The 14,698-nt window shown below is 67.5% G+C and carries 13 protein-coding genes and 1 pseudogene; 7 read left to right on the top strand and 7 right to left on the bottom strand.

Features of this window, described 5'->3' with window-relative positions; genetic code table 11:
• Positions 1 to 265: 265 nt before the first annotated feature.
• The gene (locus tag O4N75_RS07280; RefSeq protein WP_269628691.1) at positions 266 to 1,474 is read right to left on the bottom strand and encodes a benzoate/H(+) symporter BenE family transporter; all 1,209 of its coding nucleotides are present in this window, start codon (positions 1,472 to 1,474) and stop codon (positions 266 to 268) included.
• 128 nt (positions 1,475 to 1,602) lie between these two features.
• Between O4N75_RS07280 and O4N75_RS07275 the strand changes: the two genes are divergently transcribed.
• Positions 1,603 to 3,060 (top strand): PLP-dependent aminotransferase family protein, encoded by a 1,458-nt coding sequence (locus O4N75_RS07275; protein ID WP_269628690.1) that lies wholly within the window; start codon positions 1,603 to 1,605, stop codon positions 3,058 to 3,060.
• 128 nt (positions 3,061 to 3,188) lie between these two features.
• Here the strand turns inward: O4N75_RS07275 and O4N75_RS07270 are convergent, their stop codons facing one another.
• The gene (locus O4N75_RS07270; protein WP_269628689.1) at positions 3,189 to 3,854 is read right to left on the bottom strand and encodes a carbonic anhydrase; all 666 of its coding nucleotides are present in this window, start codon (positions 3,852 to 3,854) and stop codon (positions 3,189 to 3,191) included.
• A 233-nt stretch (positions 3,855 to 4,087) separates the two neighbouring features.
• Here O4N75_RS07270 and O4N75_RS07265 point away from each other — a divergent pair, with 233 nt between their 5' ends.
• A complete protein-coding gene (locus tag O4N75_RS07265) occupies positions 4,088 to 4,222 on the top strand; it encodes a hypothetical protein (protein ID WP_269628688.1) in 135 nt (44 codons plus the stop codon).
• 111 nt (positions 4,223 to 4,333) lie between these two features.
• On the opposite strand, the pseudogene infA reads toward O4N75_RS07265, so the two are convergent.
• The 3 genes and pseudogenes from infA to O4N75_RS07250 form a co-directional block, all read right to left on the bottom strand.
• Positions 4,334 to 4,549, bottom strand: a pseudogene (gene infA / locus O4N75_RS07260) (translation initiation factor IF-1); the annotation flags it as partial.
• A 19-nt stretch (positions 4,550 to 4,568) separates the two neighbouring features.
• Positions 4,569 to 4,928 (bottom strand): DUF6481 family protein, encoded by a 360-nt coding sequence (locus tag O4N75_RS07255; RefSeq protein WP_269628687.1) that lies wholly within the window; start codon positions 4,926 to 4,928, stop codon positions 4,569 to 4,571.
• Positions 4,925 to 5,149 carry a hypothetical protein gene (locus tag O4N75_RS07250; RefSeq protein WP_269628686.1) on the bottom strand — a complete coding sequence of 75 codons (225 nt, stop codon included), beginning with the start codon at positions 5,147 to 5,149 and terminating at the stop codon, positions 4,925 to 4,927. The genes O4N75_RS07255 and O4N75_RS07250 overlap by 4 nt, the downstream gene beginning before the upstream one ends.
• A 948-nt stretch (positions 5,150 to 6,097) precedes the next feature.
• Here O4N75_RS07250 and O4N75_RS07245 point away from each other — a divergent pair.
• Both O4N75_RS07245 and O4N75_RS07240 read left to right on the top strand, forming a co-directional pair.
• Positions 6,098 to 6,472 (top strand): hypothetical protein, encoded by a 375-nt coding sequence (locus tag O4N75_RS07245; protein WP_269628685.1) that lies wholly within the window; start codon positions 6,098 to 6,100, stop codon positions 6,470 to 6,472.
• 3 nt (positions 6,473 to 6,475) lie between these two features.
• Entirely contained in the window at positions 6,476 to 6,742 is a 267-nt protein-coding gene (locus tag O4N75_RS07240) for a hypothetical protein (protein WP_269628683.1), read from the top strand.
• 925 nt (positions 6,743 to 7,667) lie between these two features.
• Here O4N75_RS07240 and O4N75_RS07235 read toward each other — a convergent pair.
• The gene (locus O4N75_RS07235) at positions 7,668 to 8,582 is read right to left on the bottom strand and encodes a LysR family transcriptional regulator (protein ID WP_269628681.1); all 915 of its coding nucleotides are present in this window, start codon (positions 8,580 to 8,582) and stop codon (positions 7,668 to 7,670) included.
• Positions 8,583 to 8,693: 111 nt separating this feature from the next.
• Between O4N75_RS07235 and O4N75_RS07230 the strand changes: the two genes are divergently transcribed.
• The gene (locus O4N75_RS07230) at positions 8,694 to 9,239 is read left to right on the top strand and encodes a hypothetical protein (protein WP_269628679.1); all 546 of its coding nucleotides are present in this window, start codon (positions 8,694 to 8,696) and stop codon (positions 9,237 to 9,239) included.
• On the top strand, positions 9,236 to 10,606 hold the full coding sequence (locus tag O4N75_RS07225) for an MFS transporter (RefSeq protein ID WP_269628678.1): 1,371 nt from the start codon (positions 9,236 to 9,238) through the stop codon (positions 10,604 to 10,606). Before O4N75_RS07230 ends, O4N75_RS07225 begins: the two co-directional genes overlap by 4 nt.
• 417 nt (positions 10,607 to 11,023) lie before the next feature.
• On the opposite strand, the gene O4N75_RS07220 is transcribed toward O4N75_RS07225, so the two are convergent.
• Positions 11,024 to 11,818, bottom strand: coding sequence for a MipA/OmpV family protein (locus tag O4N75_RS07220; RefSeq protein WP_269628677.1), 795 nt, complete (start codon positions 11,816 to 11,818; stop codon positions 11,024 to 11,026).
• 220 nt (positions 11,819 to 12,038) lie between these two features.
• On the opposite strand from O4N75_RS07220, the gene O4N75_RS07215 reads away from it, so the two are divergent.
• A complete protein-coding gene (locus tag O4N75_RS07215; RefSeq protein ID WP_269628675.1) occupies positions 12,039 to 14,648 on the top strand; it encodes a non-ribosomal peptide synthetase in 2,610 nt (869 codons plus the stop codon).
• Positions 14,649 to 14,698: the final 50 nt, after the last annotated feature.

Below are 14,698 nucleotides of genomic sequence, written 5' to 3'. Positions count from 1 at the left end.
ATGGCGTCGTCACCCGGCTTTCGGCGACGACGGGCGTCTCAGCTGCTTCAGGAGCAAGCGCCCGACTTTCCAAGGCGCCTGCGAGGCGTCTGGCAGATCTTCGCCGAACTCGACGCCCCCGGCGATCGCCCTGAATTGGCGCGGCGCTGATCCACGCGGCGTCGTGCGCGATTCAAGGCGCCAGCGTCCAGGGTTGTCGGACGTTCGGGCGCCGTTACGGCGCCGGTCTTCCGCTCCACGCCTCACGGAAGCCGCGACACACGGCCTAGGCGGAAAGGCGCGCGCGGGCACGGCGCGGCAGGACGCCGTTCAGGACGAGATAGGCGAAAAGGCCGATCACCAGCCCCCAGAACGCGCCGCCCACGCCGAGCAGCTTGATGTTCGCGGCCGAGGCCAGGAAGGTGATCAGCGCCGCCTCGCGCGACGCCGGATCGGCCATCGCACTGGCGAGGGCGCCGCCGATCGTGCCGAGCAGGGCGAGGCCGGCGAGCGTTGTGATGAAGGTCGCCGGGAACGCCATGAAGACGGCGGCGAGCGTCACGCCAAACACCCCGACCAGCACGTAGAAGCAGCCCGCGGCGATACCGGCGACCCAGCGTCTGGTCGGATCTTCGTGGGCCTCCCTGCCGGTGGCGATCGCGGCGGTGATCGCTGCGATGTTGAAGGCGTGCGAGCCGAACGGCGCCATGATCAGCGACCCAAGCCCCGTCGCGGTGACGATCGGATCGGCGCTGGTCTTGAAGCCGTCGTTCCGCAGCACCAGCATCCCGGGCATGTATTGGCCGGTCAGGGTGATGAGAAACAGCGGCAGCGCGACCGAGAGCAGCGCGTTGAGCGAGAATTCCGGCCTGGTGAAGACCGGGGCTGCGAACTCCAGCTTCAGCCCCGCCAGATCGACCCTGCCCTGCGCGAGCAGGAAGGCCAGTCCGAGAACGAGGATGCCGACCACCGCATAGCGAGCCTGGAAACGCTTCATCACCAGATAGGCGACGATCAGCAGACCGACCAGCAGCGGATCGACGCCGGCGCCGCCGAATGCGCCGATCCCGAACTGCAGCAGGATGCCCGCGAGCAGGCCGGAGGCGATCGCCGGCGGGATCAGGCGGATCACCTTGTCGAAATAGCCTGACAGTCCGAGGGCGACGAAAGCCGCCGCCGAGACCATATAGGCGCCGACCGCCTCGCCATAGGGCGTCGTGGCCAACGCGGTAACGAGGAACGCCGCCGCCGGCGTCGACCAGGCGGTGATGATCGGCTCCCGATACCGCCAGCTCAGAAAGAGGCCGGACAGTCCGACGCCGATCGAGACGGACCAGACCCAGGAGGCGGTCAGCTCCGGGCTGAGACCAGCCGCCTTGGCGGCCTGGAAGACCAGAATGAACGTGCCGCCGTAGTTGACGACGACGGAGATCAGCCCGGCCACGACCGGATGCGTCAGGTCGCGCAGGCGGACGGACGATGGGCTGGGGGACATGGAAGCTCCTGAGTCTGGGCGCGGGCCGGCGCGGCGGGTTGACACCTAGCCGCGCAATGGCCTGAGTAGCCCCACCATTCAGCCCGACCCATCCAGACCAATTGTTCAGACATTCGCAGCTTGAGTCCGTGAAGGCCTGGCTCGCCCACCCCGCCCACGCGGCCATGCCGCTTCACGCGCGAATTCAACGGGCGATCCGCCAATTGATCCTCGATCGTGCGCTGGGCGCGGGCAAACCGTTGCCGGCCTCGCGCGCGCTCGCCAAATCGCTCGGGGTGTCGCGCGACACGGTCGAGGCGGCCTATGGGCAGCTTCACGCTGAAGGGTTCATCGAGCGCCGCGTCGGCAGCGGTAGCTTCGTGGCGCAGGTCACCGAGCTCACGACCAGCCGGCGGTCCACCCCGCAGGCCGCGCCATCGGGGCCCCTTAACCTCAGCAAGCGCGGAAGCGCTGTGTTCCGCAGCGGCGGGGTCCGCGAGCGGCTTTCACTACGACCGTTCGCTCACGGAGCGCCGGAGACGCGCACGTTCCCGCTCCATCTTTGGGAGCGGCTGGAACGGCAGGTGCTGAAGGAGAGCGGCACGCAGGCTCTCCTCCACGCCGACCCGCAAGGTGTCGAGCCGCTGCGGCGCGTCGTCGCCGACTATGTGAACCTCGAGCGCGGCGCGCGCGCTTCGGCTGACCGGGTTCTGGTCCTTACCAGCTCACAGCAGGCGTTGACGCTCTGCGCGAACATGCTGCTGGACCCTGGCGATCGCATCTTCATCGAGGACCCGGTCTACTACGGCGCGCGCCGAGCGTTCGACGCGGCGGGCCTGGAGTGCGCGCCCGTCGGCCTCGACCGTCATGGCCTGCTGGTCGAACAGATCCTGGACGATCCGCGCGGCGCCAAGGCCGTGTTTCTTACGCCTTCCCATCAGTTCCCGACCGGGGCGACGCTGTCGCTCGATCGCCGCCTGGCGCTTATCGAGTGGGCGGCCCGGCGGCAGGCCTGGATCATCGAGGACGACTACGACAGCGAGTTCCACTACGCCGGCAAACCGACGGCCTGCGCTCAGGGCCTCGATCCGCACGACCGGACCCTCTATGTCGGCACCTTCACCAAGTCCCTCTTCCCCGGACTGCGGATCGCCTACGTCGTGCTCCCGCCCCAACTCGTGGAGCCGATGACGGTGGCCCGCACCCTGCTTGACGGGCATTCCGCCCCGATCGCGCAACTGACGCTCGCGCGGTTCATGGAAGGCGGGCACTTCGGCGCGCATGTCCGATCCATGCGCGGCGTCTACGCCGAACGGCTGGGCGTCCTGGTCGACCTCGTCGCAACGCACCTGTCGGATTTCGTCGAGGCCCAGCCTCCGGCGGGAGGCCTTCAGATGCCCTGTCTGCTGACCTGCGGCCTCTCCGAAGGCGCGGTCGTCCAAGCAGCGCGGCGAGCCGGGATCGAGCTGCTCGGGCTATCAGGGCTCTACGCCGGCGACGGCGGCCCTCCCGGCTTTCTGATGGGTTTCGCCGCCTACACGCCCGACGAGATCGAGGTCGCGGTCAAGAAGCTGGCCAGTGTGTTCCAGGCCATGACGAAGTCCTAGTCGCCTCGAACAGAACTGACGGCTCGGGACGCCTGAACGAGGCCGAGAAGACCTTGGTCGTCCGCGGATCGCAAGCGAGCGCGTGAGGTTCCAGCCAAGCCGAAAGATGTGGGCCAAGCCCCCACGGTCTAATTGTGGGTGTGGAGCGCCAGATGCTTCGCCACCTCAGCCGCGTAGCGTTGGCTGACGGGCTCAAAGCTCTTTCCAGCTTCGTCCAAAGCGTACACCTCCCCGTCGACGATGTCGTACACCCAGCCGTGCAGTCGCAGGTCGCCCCGGGCGAGCCGCACCGCCACAGCCGGATGCGTTCGCAGGTGCGTCAGCTGAAGAATGACGTTCTGTTCCAAGAGCATCAGGCTGCGAGCGCGCTCGTCCAGATTCTTGCCCAGTTCGTTCGTGATCTCGACGGCGGCCCTGGCATAGGACAACCACTCTTTGACGTGAGGTAGCTCGCCGAGCCCCTCTAGGTGCATGGCGCCATGCATTGCGCCGCATTGGGTGTGGCCGCAGATGACGATGTGAGGGACGTTCAAAGCGATGCACGCATACTCGATGGCAGCCGTTGTGCTCCCAGTCTCGTTGGTGTGGGGAGGCACGATATTGCCGGCGTTCCGGACGATAAACAGGTCGCCCGGTTGGCTCTGGGTCAGCATGCCTGTCTCGATCCGAGAATCGGAGCAGGTGATGAACAGGGCCTCAGGCGCCTGGCCCTCGGCCAACTTCTCAAATAGCGCGGCGTTGCCGGGAAAAACGTCGTGCTGAAATTTTACTACGCCCGCGGCGAACTTCGGCATGGCGCGCGACTTCCCTGCTGGTGGCCCTTCCCTTCGATGACGCAGCGCGCAACGTTCTGCAAGGTTCAGTTCGCCCTACCAGCCCAAGGCGCCAAAGGCTGCTGGGGACGTGACGTTCGCTCAGACGCCCTGCCGCCCCGAGGGTGCAACTCGCTTGTCGGTAGGTCGGATGGGCGGCAGGAGGAGACGAAGACTCCGAGATGTAAAACGGAACTGGGCGTATGTCCGGTTGGATGAACGTCTTCGTCGAGGCCAAGCCAGCGCCTATCGATGAGCTGCACCTCAAGTCTGCGCAGATCGATCCGTTTCATGGGGACGTCGCAAAGACGGGCGCGGTCGAGCGCAATGCTGCGCTCGATGGCCCTTGAGCTAGCGCTGCGGTTCAAATCCGAAGGTCTGCAGCGCGTCGGCCGCGGCTTTTGCTAGCGCCGCCTGAACTGCGGACGGCCCGCCCCCCCGCCCGCCCTGGGCGCGGTGTCGCGGTGCCGGAAGGTAATTCGGCCGCGGTTCATGTCGTAAGGCGTCATCTCCACGGTGACCCTGTCGCCGACCATGGAGCGGATCCGGTTCTTTCGCATCTTGCCGGCCGTATAGGCCAGGATCTCGTGGTCGTTCTCCAGGCGTACGCGAAATCGTCCTTCCGGCAAAAGCTCGGTGATCTGACCGTCGAATTCGACGGGTTCTTCTTTGGCCATGACTATCCTCGACTCTTGACTACTTACGGGCCTTGCGCGCCGCGTAGCGGGCGTCACGCTTGGCCTTGGCTTCCGCTTGGCTCAGCGACTTGCGCTCCTTCCGCGCGGCGCGTTTGGCGCCGAGCTCGGCGGCGGCCGACGCTTCGGCAGCTTCATGGGCGTGCTGCAGGGCGAGCGCTGCGGCCTCCCGTCTGGCGCTCTTCGCCGCCTCGCGCTCGGCGCGCACCACGACAAGGGCGGCGGCCTTGCGAGCGGAACGGTCGATGGCGGCGGCGGCGGGCGCCGCGACCCTCGGCCGGAATTTGGCGAGCATGGCCTTTCGCGCGGCTTGGGCGGCTTTCAAGCGATCGGCGTAGGTTGTTATGTCGGTCGTGTTCATTTGGCGCCTTCGGCAATACGGGCGAGGCGGGAAGCGAGGCGCCCGTCCTCGGCGCAGGCCAGATCCGTCCAGGTGTCGGCGGCGGTCTGATGCTGCTCACGAACCCGGTCCAGCGTGGCGTCACGGGCGGCGGCCGAGGCCTGGCTCGCCCGGGCTCTGTATTCCTCCGCCCTCAGGCGCAGCTTTTCGAGTGCGGGTTCCACGGGAACGTTAATGTCCATCACGGCGGCTCCAGCTATTTGAGGTCATCGGCGCCCCGCCTTTCCAGCAGGCGGCCGACCCTTAGGCCCAGTTGGTCCTGCGATATGTGCCGAAGGCTGGGGTGGGCGTGTCGGATGTCGTGCAGGCTGGCCCGTGGGTCGCGCGCAAGAATGTCGCTGAGCACCGCCTCGCGGGCGGCTCGGTATCTGAAATTCACGCCCGGTGAGCGGTCGCAGATTGCAGGGCGGGCCGCCGCCGTAGACGCCCGCCCGGTTGGAGGATCAGTCGGCCCCCGTCCACTTGGCGATTGAACCGAATGAATGTTGTCGTTCGCAAAGATCACCCACCTCAAGGCAAAGGTTTATGCGCGCGAGCTAGGCGCAAGCATCAAATTTTCGAGGAGGAACTTTTGCTAAAACGGGACCGAAATTCTTGATTTCGGGGTCAGCGCCAAGCGAACCTGAGCGAATTTTGAGTGCGATCAATGCGCCAATAATCGTGTTTGCGCAAGTAAATATGGCGAAATGTTCGGTCGGACGCTGCGCGACTGACTTTGGGGTCAAGCACCGGCGGACCCCGAGAGTCCGCAGGCGCGCCGAGGGGTGTCCGCCCCAGGGCCCCGATCCCGGGCGCTACCTTGGGGCCGTCGCGCCGGCAGCCAGGGCTTCGGGGGCGGCCGCCATGACGTCCTCGGTCACCTTGTCGGGAGCGCGTTCCCGTTGAGTGGCCAACCCCAGGATGAGCGTCTGGATCGCCAGCGCTACGGTGCGTGTCGGCAAGGGCAGCCAGCTCAAGTAGCGCCTGCTGGAGATCAAAGGCGAGACCTCCGCGGATAGACAGACTTACGCCAGGTTCCGACCGCGACAGGCGCCCTCTTGAAATTTGGGTTGGCCCCTCCAATTCATCGGCGCGCCTTCCAATACGGATCAGGCGAGAAACAGAAAGGTAGGAACCAAGGGAGTCTGACGATGCGTCTTGCGACGTCCGAAGGTCTCATCTGGGGCCAGGGGCTCGGAGCGTCCCACGGCCTCAAAGCCATACTCGAACGCGGCGTGCGTCCCGCGGTCGGCTTCATCGATCCGCTGGATGTCCTCAAGGATCCCCATCTCACCACGCAGCAGAAGCGCGAAATTCTCTGCTCGTGGGCGTCTGACGCCTCGGCTGTACAGGACGAGCCGAGATTGCGCTGGCTTCTGGGGACGCCGGAGCCCGTACGTCTGGATGAGATACGAGCGGCGATTGCTCGGCTCGACCAACTGGGTGATTTCCGACCAGGCCCGACCGGGCTCGGCCGCCGGCGACGGCGCTCCGCGAGCCTGAAACCGCGAGATGGAGGGGAATGACTCGTGCGGGTGATCGCAGTCACAGCCTTGCCTGACGGCTGGAAACTTACGATCGACAACGTCTCCAATGATATGATCTTCCGAAGCGGTCGCGAGGCCGAAAGAGCGGCCCGTCGCCTGGCCGATCGACTAGCTCGGGCCGGGATCTGGAGTGAAATCCAACTTTATCTGAAGGACGGCAGCTTGGCGGCCCGCTTCCTCAGTCCGGCGCGGGACGCGCATATTCGTTCGGCAAGCATCGCTTATCCTGGCCCGGCGGTCGCGGCCTAGCCGCGACAGGAGCCCGCAAAACACGGGGCCGGAGGCGGAGCCCACCGGCCCCTGCGCGGAAAGTCATCACCCGATGACATCGACGGCCTAGCTCACGACTAAAGGCCGACACTCCGTCGATGAATGTCTCCTCAGCGCCAGCAGCGGACTCTGGACTGTGTCCGGGAAGCAGACACAAATTTGCACGTCCAGGAGCCTCCCACCTCGCGCGGAGCACAGCGTGTCACCAAGGCAGGTGTTATTAGTTCTCACGATACTAGCGAGCGCGTTCCCAGCAAGCTGCGCACCGCGCTCCGCTCCGTGGAAGAGCTACGCGCCTGAAAGCCACGACCTGGGACACATCGCTTCGGAGCTAAAGCAAGCAGCACGGCCACCGCTGATCGGCTTGCCAATTCCCGACACCCTCGCGGTCCAGTGTCTCAGGAGTGGCGCCGTTCGCATGGTTCTGGACTGGGGAGCTCAAGTACCTCAAACGAACAATCCGGAGCACGAATGGCAGCCACCCCCCGTTCGAGAAATGCCCTTTCGGATCGACTGGGGACCAACCCAGACACTCGCCTTCAACCGTGAGATCTTTGAACACTGGTCGGGCGCTGGGCGACTTAGCTATCGCTATGTCGCGGATGAGCGATCGGAGCCTCGGCTGCTCAAGACTCTAGACGCAATGTCTCACGGCCGCTCCCTGCGTCGGTTCGATGTGATCCGCAAACCAAAGTATTCCCTGGGCCCGGAAATCGGTGAATTCGTAGCGGCATGCCGTCGCTCGGCGCGAGCCTAATCCTCTGTGAGTGCAGCCACATAGCTGGGCCGGACGCCAGTTTCGATAACGCGCGCCCATTGTGGGTGGACGGTCTGGGTTGCGCCAGGAGCGGAACTTTAGAAGGGCGCCGCAATCGGACATGCCATATAGGGGATGAAAAATGCCCTAGGCTGGCCCTGAGCTGCCCGCCGTGGACGAACAGACCTCGCGCACGCATCCCCGCAACCAGCGATGCGCGGCATCGGCGTCAAGGCGAGGATGCCAAAGCATGGCCACGGTGAATGGCTTGGTGTCTGCGGGGATTGGGAAGCTGAACATCCCCTCGCGCAGGATCTCGCTATGGCGCTCGGGAACCGTCGCTACCAAGTCGGAGGTGCGCGCCAACGACAAGGCGACCGCGAAGCCGCCCACGACGCTCGCCACCTGGCGTGTCAGATCCTCCGGCAGGAAGGGACGATCCACGGCGTCCGCCTCAAAGCCGCTCCTCGAAACAATGACGTGACGCGCCGCCGCGTACTGCTTGGCCGTGACCTCGCCGTTCGCAAGGGGGTGCCCCGCCCGCACAACTCCGATGAGACGGTCGAGGAACAGCGCCTGGGTGCGCAGCTCCGGGCCCAGCGACGCATCGACGACGCCCGTTTCGAGGTCGACCCGACCTTCACGCAGCGGACCGCTGTCCTTGTCGGGCTTCTGCAGGAAGTTGAGGCGGACAGTCGGAGCCTCCGCGCTCACTTTGGCGATCAGACTAGGGCCGAAACACTCAACGAAGCCGTCGCTGGTCCGCAGCGTGAAGGTCCGCGCCAAGGTTGCGATATCCAGGCCCTCCACCGGCGCAAGCAATGCTGCGGCCTCCTTTACGATCTGACTGACTTGCGGCTGTAGCGCGATCGCACGCGGAGTCGCTACAAGCCCTCGCCCGGCCCTCACAAGGAGAGGGTCGCCAGTCGTCTCTCGTAATCGCGCAAGCGTGCGGCTCATCGCCGATGGACTGAGCCGAAGGCGCCGCGCTGCAGCCGCAACGCTTCCCTCAGCCAGCAACACGTCCAGGGCGAACAGCAGATTGAGGTCGGGCGTCGACATGGCGGCTTCCAATACATGGCGTCAGACGCACTATTAGAGTGCAATTGCTGCGCGTTCCGCCATGCGTTGAAGGCCCGTACGCTTCATCCGTCAACCGCGAAGGATGAATTCATGCCCACCAACTCCCTTCAGAAGTTTGTCGAGCAGGTGCGAGCCGCCTGGGGTCCGCTGACCACGGAACTGGTCACGGAATGCCAAAGCTACCTAACTGAGCTCGTGAAGACACCTGCCTCGGAAGCTTGGCTCGCGGAGCTTCTCCGGACCGCACCGGCCAACCAGGAACTCTATCGCGATCCCGAACATGGCTTCGTGCTGCTCGCGCACACAGAGCAGGCTGGCCTCTACCGCGCGCCCCATGACCACGGTCGAGGCTGGGTGATCTACGCCATTCAGGATGGTGAGATCGAAATGCGGACCTATGCTCCTGTGGAGGATCAGAACGGGCCAATCCGACTGGTTCAGCGCAACAGCACCGTCGTTCAAAGCGGCCAGGTGCAGGTCTATCTTCCCGGCGACGTCCACGACACGCGATGCCGCTCGCAGTCCGCCCTGCTCTTCAGGTTCACGGACCGTGATCTTCGGGTCGAGGATCGCGTCGAACGCAGGCTGACCCGTTATGTCGAGCAGAGCGGCGTGTGGGCGCCGGCCGCGAGATGACCGCTCTTGCCCCGAGTCCCGCCACGCCGAGCGCACAGCTCTCAAGCTTGCGTTCCGGCGTCACCATCGCGGGCGTTCTGTCGGCCATGGCGTTGGTCGTGCTGGACGCCGGGATCGCCAATGTCGCCCTGCCGAGCCTCGGCCGCGCCCTGAATGTGACACCCGCAAAGTCCATCCTGATCATCACTGCGTACCAGGCGGGCCTGGTCATGGCGCTGCTGCCGTGTGGTGCGCTCGGCGAGCGGTTTGGCTTTCGCAGGGTGTTCACGCTCGGTGTTGCGACCTTCGCCGCAGCATCGGTGTTATGCGCAAAAGCTCCATCTCTAGAGTGGCTAGTGGCGGCCCGGTTGGTTCAGGGGATTGGCGGCGCCGCGGTGATGGCGCTGGGCGTCGCGCTCCTTCGCCTCGCGGTTCCCAGCAGCCGCCTTGGCGCCGCGATCGGATGGAATGCGCTCACCGTCGCTATCGCTTCGGCTGCGGCGCCAGGCCTCGGCGCCGCCATCCTGGCCCACGCGAGTTGGCCGTGGCTGTTTGCAGCGCCGCTCCCTCTCGCGATCGTGGCGGCCGCGGCGACCCGCGCAATGCCGGCGTCGCCGGAGCGCTCGACGTCGCTGGATCCGATGAGCATCGCCTTGAACGCCGGCATGTTTGCGCTGCTCATCCTGTCGACCGAGTTGGCCACTAGCGCCCCGTTCTGGGCGGCAGCGTCTCTAACCCTGGCTATCGCCTGGCTTGCGCTGCTCGTCCAGCGGGAGGCGAAGAAGCGCGCCCCGATGTTCCCGTTGGATCTGCTGCGCGCCCGGCCATTTCGAACGTCCGTCTTTGCGTCGGTCAGCTGTTTCGCCGCGCAATCGGCCGGGCTCCTGGCGCTGCCCTTCTACCTCCAACACGAACTGAAGCTCACCCCGTTCGCGACCGGACTTTACCTCACGCCCTGGCCGCTGAGCGTCGCCGCGACCGCCATCGTCGCCGGTCGCCTGGCAGATCGCGTGCCGACAAGCAGGCTTTGCGTCATCGGGGCCCTAAGCCTCTGCGCCGGCCTCTCCGGCGCCGCGACCTGCGCCCTGCTTGAACAGCCCCCTGCGCTCATCGCCGCGATCGCTCTATGCGGAATTGGCTTTGGGTTGTTCCAGACGCCGAACAATCGAAACATGTTCTTGTCTGCCCCGGCGGAACGCAGCGGAGCGGCCGGAGGCATGCAGGGCACCGCCCGCGTCGCCGGCCAGATCATCGGCGCCCTCATCATGACCTTGCTATTTAGTCTGACGGTCGGGGCCGATGCGCCAAAACTGGGGCTCGCCATAGCTGCGTCGTTCGCACTGACCGCCGGGCTTCTTAGTTTTCACCACTCAGCCCAATCGGGTTAGCGGCCTCCCAGGAAAGCCCTGCCCCTGGCCTACAGCCACTCAGAAAGACTTCACAGTGAGGGAGGTCAGTTCTGCGCCAAGGCCACTCATGACGACCCGCACCAGGCTTGGCGCCCAGAAGCGGCCGTAGCGGTGGTCCGCCAAGAGCCCTGAGCAGTCAGGTCGCTGCCCCGTCGTCGATGTCCGCAATCGGTCGAAAGCAGGCCCCTTCGCCAAGCGCTCTCGGCGGCCGCCGTCGGCTGGGCGGGCCAATTCGGCTCCGACCCGTTGCGGATGCTCGCAGCGCCGCGCCCATTGCGGACGTTTCGGAGAATTGGATTCGTCGCGACCAAAGCTCAGGCGTTCGAGGGCTCGGTCGAGATCTGGTCATAACCGAACAATTTCAACGATTTAGGTCGACAGCTCATGTCGCCCCCCTCATTGGCCGAGGGTGTAGCGCGCGCTGAGGCTGATGCTGAACTGGTCCGGCGAGCCCAGGTCCTCGACGATCGGGCTGTCGGCCGCATCGCCCGTGATCCGCGAATAGGTGGCCACGCTCTGCACGCTCCAGCGCGGCGTCACCCGATACTCGGCGCTGGCGACCAGCCCGGGCGACCAGGTGGCGCCGCTCGGCGCATAAGCCGCGAGCCCGAGCGGGCTGCGCGCGGCGTCCTGCGGCGTGACCGCGAAATAGGTGCTGGTGAAGTCGTCGTCGCCCCAGTCGAGGCGCGGCCCGGCCGTGAACGTCCAACGCTCGCCGCGGACGATGGCGTCGGCGGCGAAATCGCCCGCCCAGCCGTCATGCCCGCCGAAGCCGCGGCGGGCCTCGGCCCGCAATCGCAGCCAGTCCGTCGGCCACCAGTTGACGAAGCCGCCGGCCTCCACGGTCGCGTCGATCTTCTCGAAGCCGCGCAGGTCGTTGTCGTCCTCGCGCGACGAGCGCCATCGTCCGACCACCCCGGCGGTCACCGGCCCGGTCCCGATCAGGCCCAGGCTCACCCCGTCGTCCGGCGCGCCCTTGGGGGTCGGCGCCGCGTCGCGCCGCACCAGCACCACCGCGCCGGTGAACCAGGCCCGGTAGTCGTCCGATCCGAGGTAGTCGGGGGCGTAGCGAACGCCGCCGCGGACGCTGTCGAGCGTCCAGCCCAGCAGCGTCGGGGCCTCCTGCGCCACGGCCGGCGCCGCGGACGCCAGGATCAGTCCGCTCGCCGCCAGAACCCGTCGCAAGACCATGGTCCGACCCTCCTGCCGACGCCGCGCGCCACGCGCACCCGCAACGTTCGGTTGCCGAGCTTCGGCGATCGCTCGATGGGCCGCAAGGACATCGATCCGACACGCCCAATTTGGCCAGATCCATCGAGCATCTCGATGGCCTCCCCCTGAGCCTGACCGATGGACAGACGCCGGCCCCAATGTAGAGTTGCGCAACGGGGAACTACTTTTCGGGGTAGCAATGGGGCCGTTCTGGACGTTGGAGGTCACCGACCCGGACAGGCCGGCCCTGGTCTCGGCCCAGGGCGGCGAGACGAGCTACCGGACGCTCTCGCAGAACGCCGAGGCTTGGGCCGATCGCTTGCGGACGCTGGCCGGCGACTTCGTCCCGCTGGTGCTGCTCGACTTCCCCACGACGGGCGAGGCCGTCGCGGCCTATCTGGGCGCCCTGCGCGCCGGCTTTCCGGTGATGCTCCAGGAACCCGGCTCGAGCCCGCCCGGCAGCCGCATCCAGCAGGTATGGACCCCCGACATTCACCTGAAGGCGGGCGCCGACGGACGACTCGCCGCCGAGGCGCGGGCCGGCTGGCGGGACGCGGCCTGGCCGCCGCCGCATCCCGACCTGGCGCTTCTCCTGTCGACGTCCGGCAGCACGGGCGAGCCGAAGATGGTCCGCCTCTCGCGCCGCAACATCGCCGCCAACGCCGCGTCCATCGCCGAGTACCTCGGCCTGAGCGCCCAGGACCGGGCCGCGACCACCCTGCCGTTCTTCTACTCCTACGGAATGTCGGTCCTGAACTCGTACCTGTCGGCCGGGGCGACGCTGGCGCTGACCGACCGCTCGGTGTCCGACCCGGCGTTCTTCGCTGAGGCGCGTGCCGCCGGGGTCACCAGCCTGGCCCTGGTGCCGCACCAGTTCGACCTCCTGGCTGCGGCCGGCTTCTCCGGCGTCGAGCTGCCGCGCCTGCGCTATGTCACCCAGGCCGGCGGCCGGCTCGCCCCGGAGACCGCGCGGCGCTTTGCGGCGCTCGGCCGCGACGGCGGCTGGGACCTGGTGCTGATGTACGGGCAGACCGAGGCCGCGCCGCGCATCTCCTGGACGCCGCCCTCGGCTCTGCCCGAAGCCGCCGACACCATCGGCCAGGCGATCCCGGGCGGGCGGATCTGGCTGGCCGACGAGTCCGGCGGCGAGATCCTCGGCCCCGGCCGGCCGGGCGAACTGGTCTATGAAGGCCCCAATGTGATGATGGGCTACGCCGTCGATCGCGCCGGGCTCGCCGCCCCGCCCGGGCCAGCTCAGCTACGGACCGGCGACATCGCCGAGCGCACGGCCGCGGGCTACTACCGCATCGTCGGGCGCATGAAGCGCTTCGTGAAGCTGTTCGGCCTTCGGCTCAGCCTGGACCAGATCGAGCAGGCCTTGAGCGAGGCCGGCGTCCCGGCGCACGCCGTCGCCGCCGGCGACCGGCTGGTGCTGCTGGTGCGTCAGGCCGGCCAGGTCGAGGCCGCACGGGCCGCCGTGGCCGGCCTCTACAACCTGCCGCCGGCCGAGATCGCCGCCGCGCCGCTGCCCGAGCCGCCGCTCCTGCCGTCGGGAAAGATCGACCAGAAGGCGCTGGAGCAGATCGCCGCCGAGGCGGCCGACGCAGCCATGGCCGCCCGTCGCCACGCCGTCCTGTCGGGCAGCCTGGCCGCGATCCTGCGCGAAGCCACCCGCAGCGCCAAGGTCGGGCCAAGCGACAGCTTCACCGGGCTCGGCGGCGACTCGCTGAGCTACCTCACCATGCAGATGGCGCTCGAGGAACGCCTGGGCCGCGCCCCGCCGGGCTGGGAGAACATGCCGTTGGCGGCGCTCGAGGCCCTGGTCCCGGCCAGCGCGACCCGCCCGCCGCCGGCGCGGATCGACACCGACCTGCTGCTGCGGCTGGCGGCGATCTCGCTCGTCGTCGCCCAGCACGCCAGCGCCTATCCCCTCCGCGGCGGGACCTGGGCGTTGATCGCGGTCATGGGCTTCTCCATGGGCCGCTTTCAGCTTCGGCCGATCGCCGAAGGCGACGCCATCGGGTTCGCCCGGCGCATGCTCTACCCGATCGTGCCGATCTATTTCGCGCTGCTGGCGGCCTATGGCCTGGCGCGCGAGGCCCCGCCGCTCAGCTACGTCCTGCTGCTCGGCAACTACCAGCCGCTGATGTTCGGCTCGCTGCTCGGACCGTTCTGGTTCGTCAGCCTCTACGCCCAGATCGTGGCGGCGATGGCGCTGGTCGCCGCCGTCCCCGGCCTGCGACGGCAGGCGGCGACGCGGCCCTGGCGATCGGGGCTGGCGGTGTCCGGGCTGCTGGCGCTCGCGCTGGCGGGCCTGGCGCTCGTGGAGCACGGGCCGGGTCTGCCCTATGTCGCTCAGCGCGGCCTGCCGGAGGCGTTCAGCATCTTCGTGATCGGCTGGCTGATGCAGACCATGCGCGGCCCGCGGCAGGTCGCAGTCACCCTCGCCATGGCGGCCCTCACCCTCGCCCTGCTGGTCCAGATCGACATGAGCCTGCAGGTGCTCGGCGTCGCCGCCGCGGCGCTGGCCGTCCTGGCGCTGCGGCTGTCGATCCCGGCGCCGCGCGCCCTCGCGCGCCTGGCCGCCAGCCTCGGAACCGCGACGCTCTACGTCTACCTGCTGCATCCGGTCGTGATCCACGGCCTGAGGCCGCTTGGCCTGTCCGACCCGGCGAACATCGCCCTGGCCGTGCCCCTGAGTTTCGCCGTCGGCGTGGTCGCGCGCCGCGCCTTCGTCGCCGCCGACGGCCTGCTGCGCGAGCATCTCGGCAGGCTGCGCGCTTACCAGGCCACGGGCTTGCGCTCGTAAGCGCAGCGCTCGCCCAGGGCGTCAGGCCCGCCCGCGCCCCGCATTGCGGG

Source organism: Phenylobacterium sp. NIBR 498073, from assembly GCF_027286305.1.
GTDB lineage: Bacteria > Pseudomonadota > Alphaproteobacteria > Caulobacterales > Caulobacteraceae > Phenylobacterium.
The sequence above is the reverse complement of the archived record's forward strand: the minus strand, read 5'-3'. Positions and strand labels throughout refer to the sequence as shown.

Excerpts from the sequence above, each read along its gene's own strand:
- O4N75_RS07270 (WP_269628689.1), bottom strand. The coding sequence starts at position 3,854 with ATGCCGAAGTTCGCCGCGGGCGTAGTAAAATTTCAGCACGACGTTTTT.
- O4N75_RS07250 (WP_269628686.1), bottom strand. The coding sequence starts at position 5,149 with ATGGACATTAACGTTCCCGTGGAACCCGCACTCGAAAAGCTGCGCCTG.
- O4N75_RS07245 (WP_269628685.1), top strand. The coding sequence starts at position 6,098 with ATGCGTCTTGCGACGTCCGAAGGTCTCATCTGGGGCCAGGGGCTCGGA.
- O4N75_RS07265 (WP_269628688.1), top strand. The coding sequence starts at position 4,088 with ATGAACGTCTTCGTCGAGGCCAAGCCAGCGCCTATCGATGAGCTGCAC.
- O4N75_RS07215 (WP_269628675.1), top strand. The coding sequence starts at position 12,039 with ATGGGGCCGTTCTGGACGTTGGAGGTCACCGACCCGGACAGGCCGGCC.
- O4N75_RS07225 (WP_269628678.1), top strand. The coding sequence starts at position 9,236 with ATGACCGCTCTTGCCCCGAGTCCCGCCACGCCGAGCGCACAGCTCTCA.
- O4N75_RS07235 (WP_269628681.1), bottom strand. The coding sequence starts at position 8,582 with ATGTCGACGCCCGACCTCAATCTGCTGTTCGCCCTGGACGTGTTGCTG.
- O4N75_RS07220 (WP_269628677.1), bottom strand. The coding sequence starts at position 11,818 with ATGGTCTTGCGACGGGTTCTGGCGGCGAGCGGACTGATCCTGGCGTCC.
- O4N75_RS07280 (WP_269628691.1), bottom strand. The coding sequence starts at position 1,474 with ATGTCCCCCAGCCCATCGTCCGTCCGCCTGCGCGACCTGACGCATCCG.
- O4N75_RS07255 (WP_269628687.1), bottom strand. The coding sequence starts at position 4,928 with ATGAACACGACCGACATAACAACCTACGCCGATCGCTTGAAAGCCGCC.
- O4N75_RS07230 (WP_269628679.1), top strand. The coding sequence starts at position 8,694 with ATGCCCACCAACTCCCTTCAGAAGTTTGTCGAGCAGGTGCGAGCCGCC.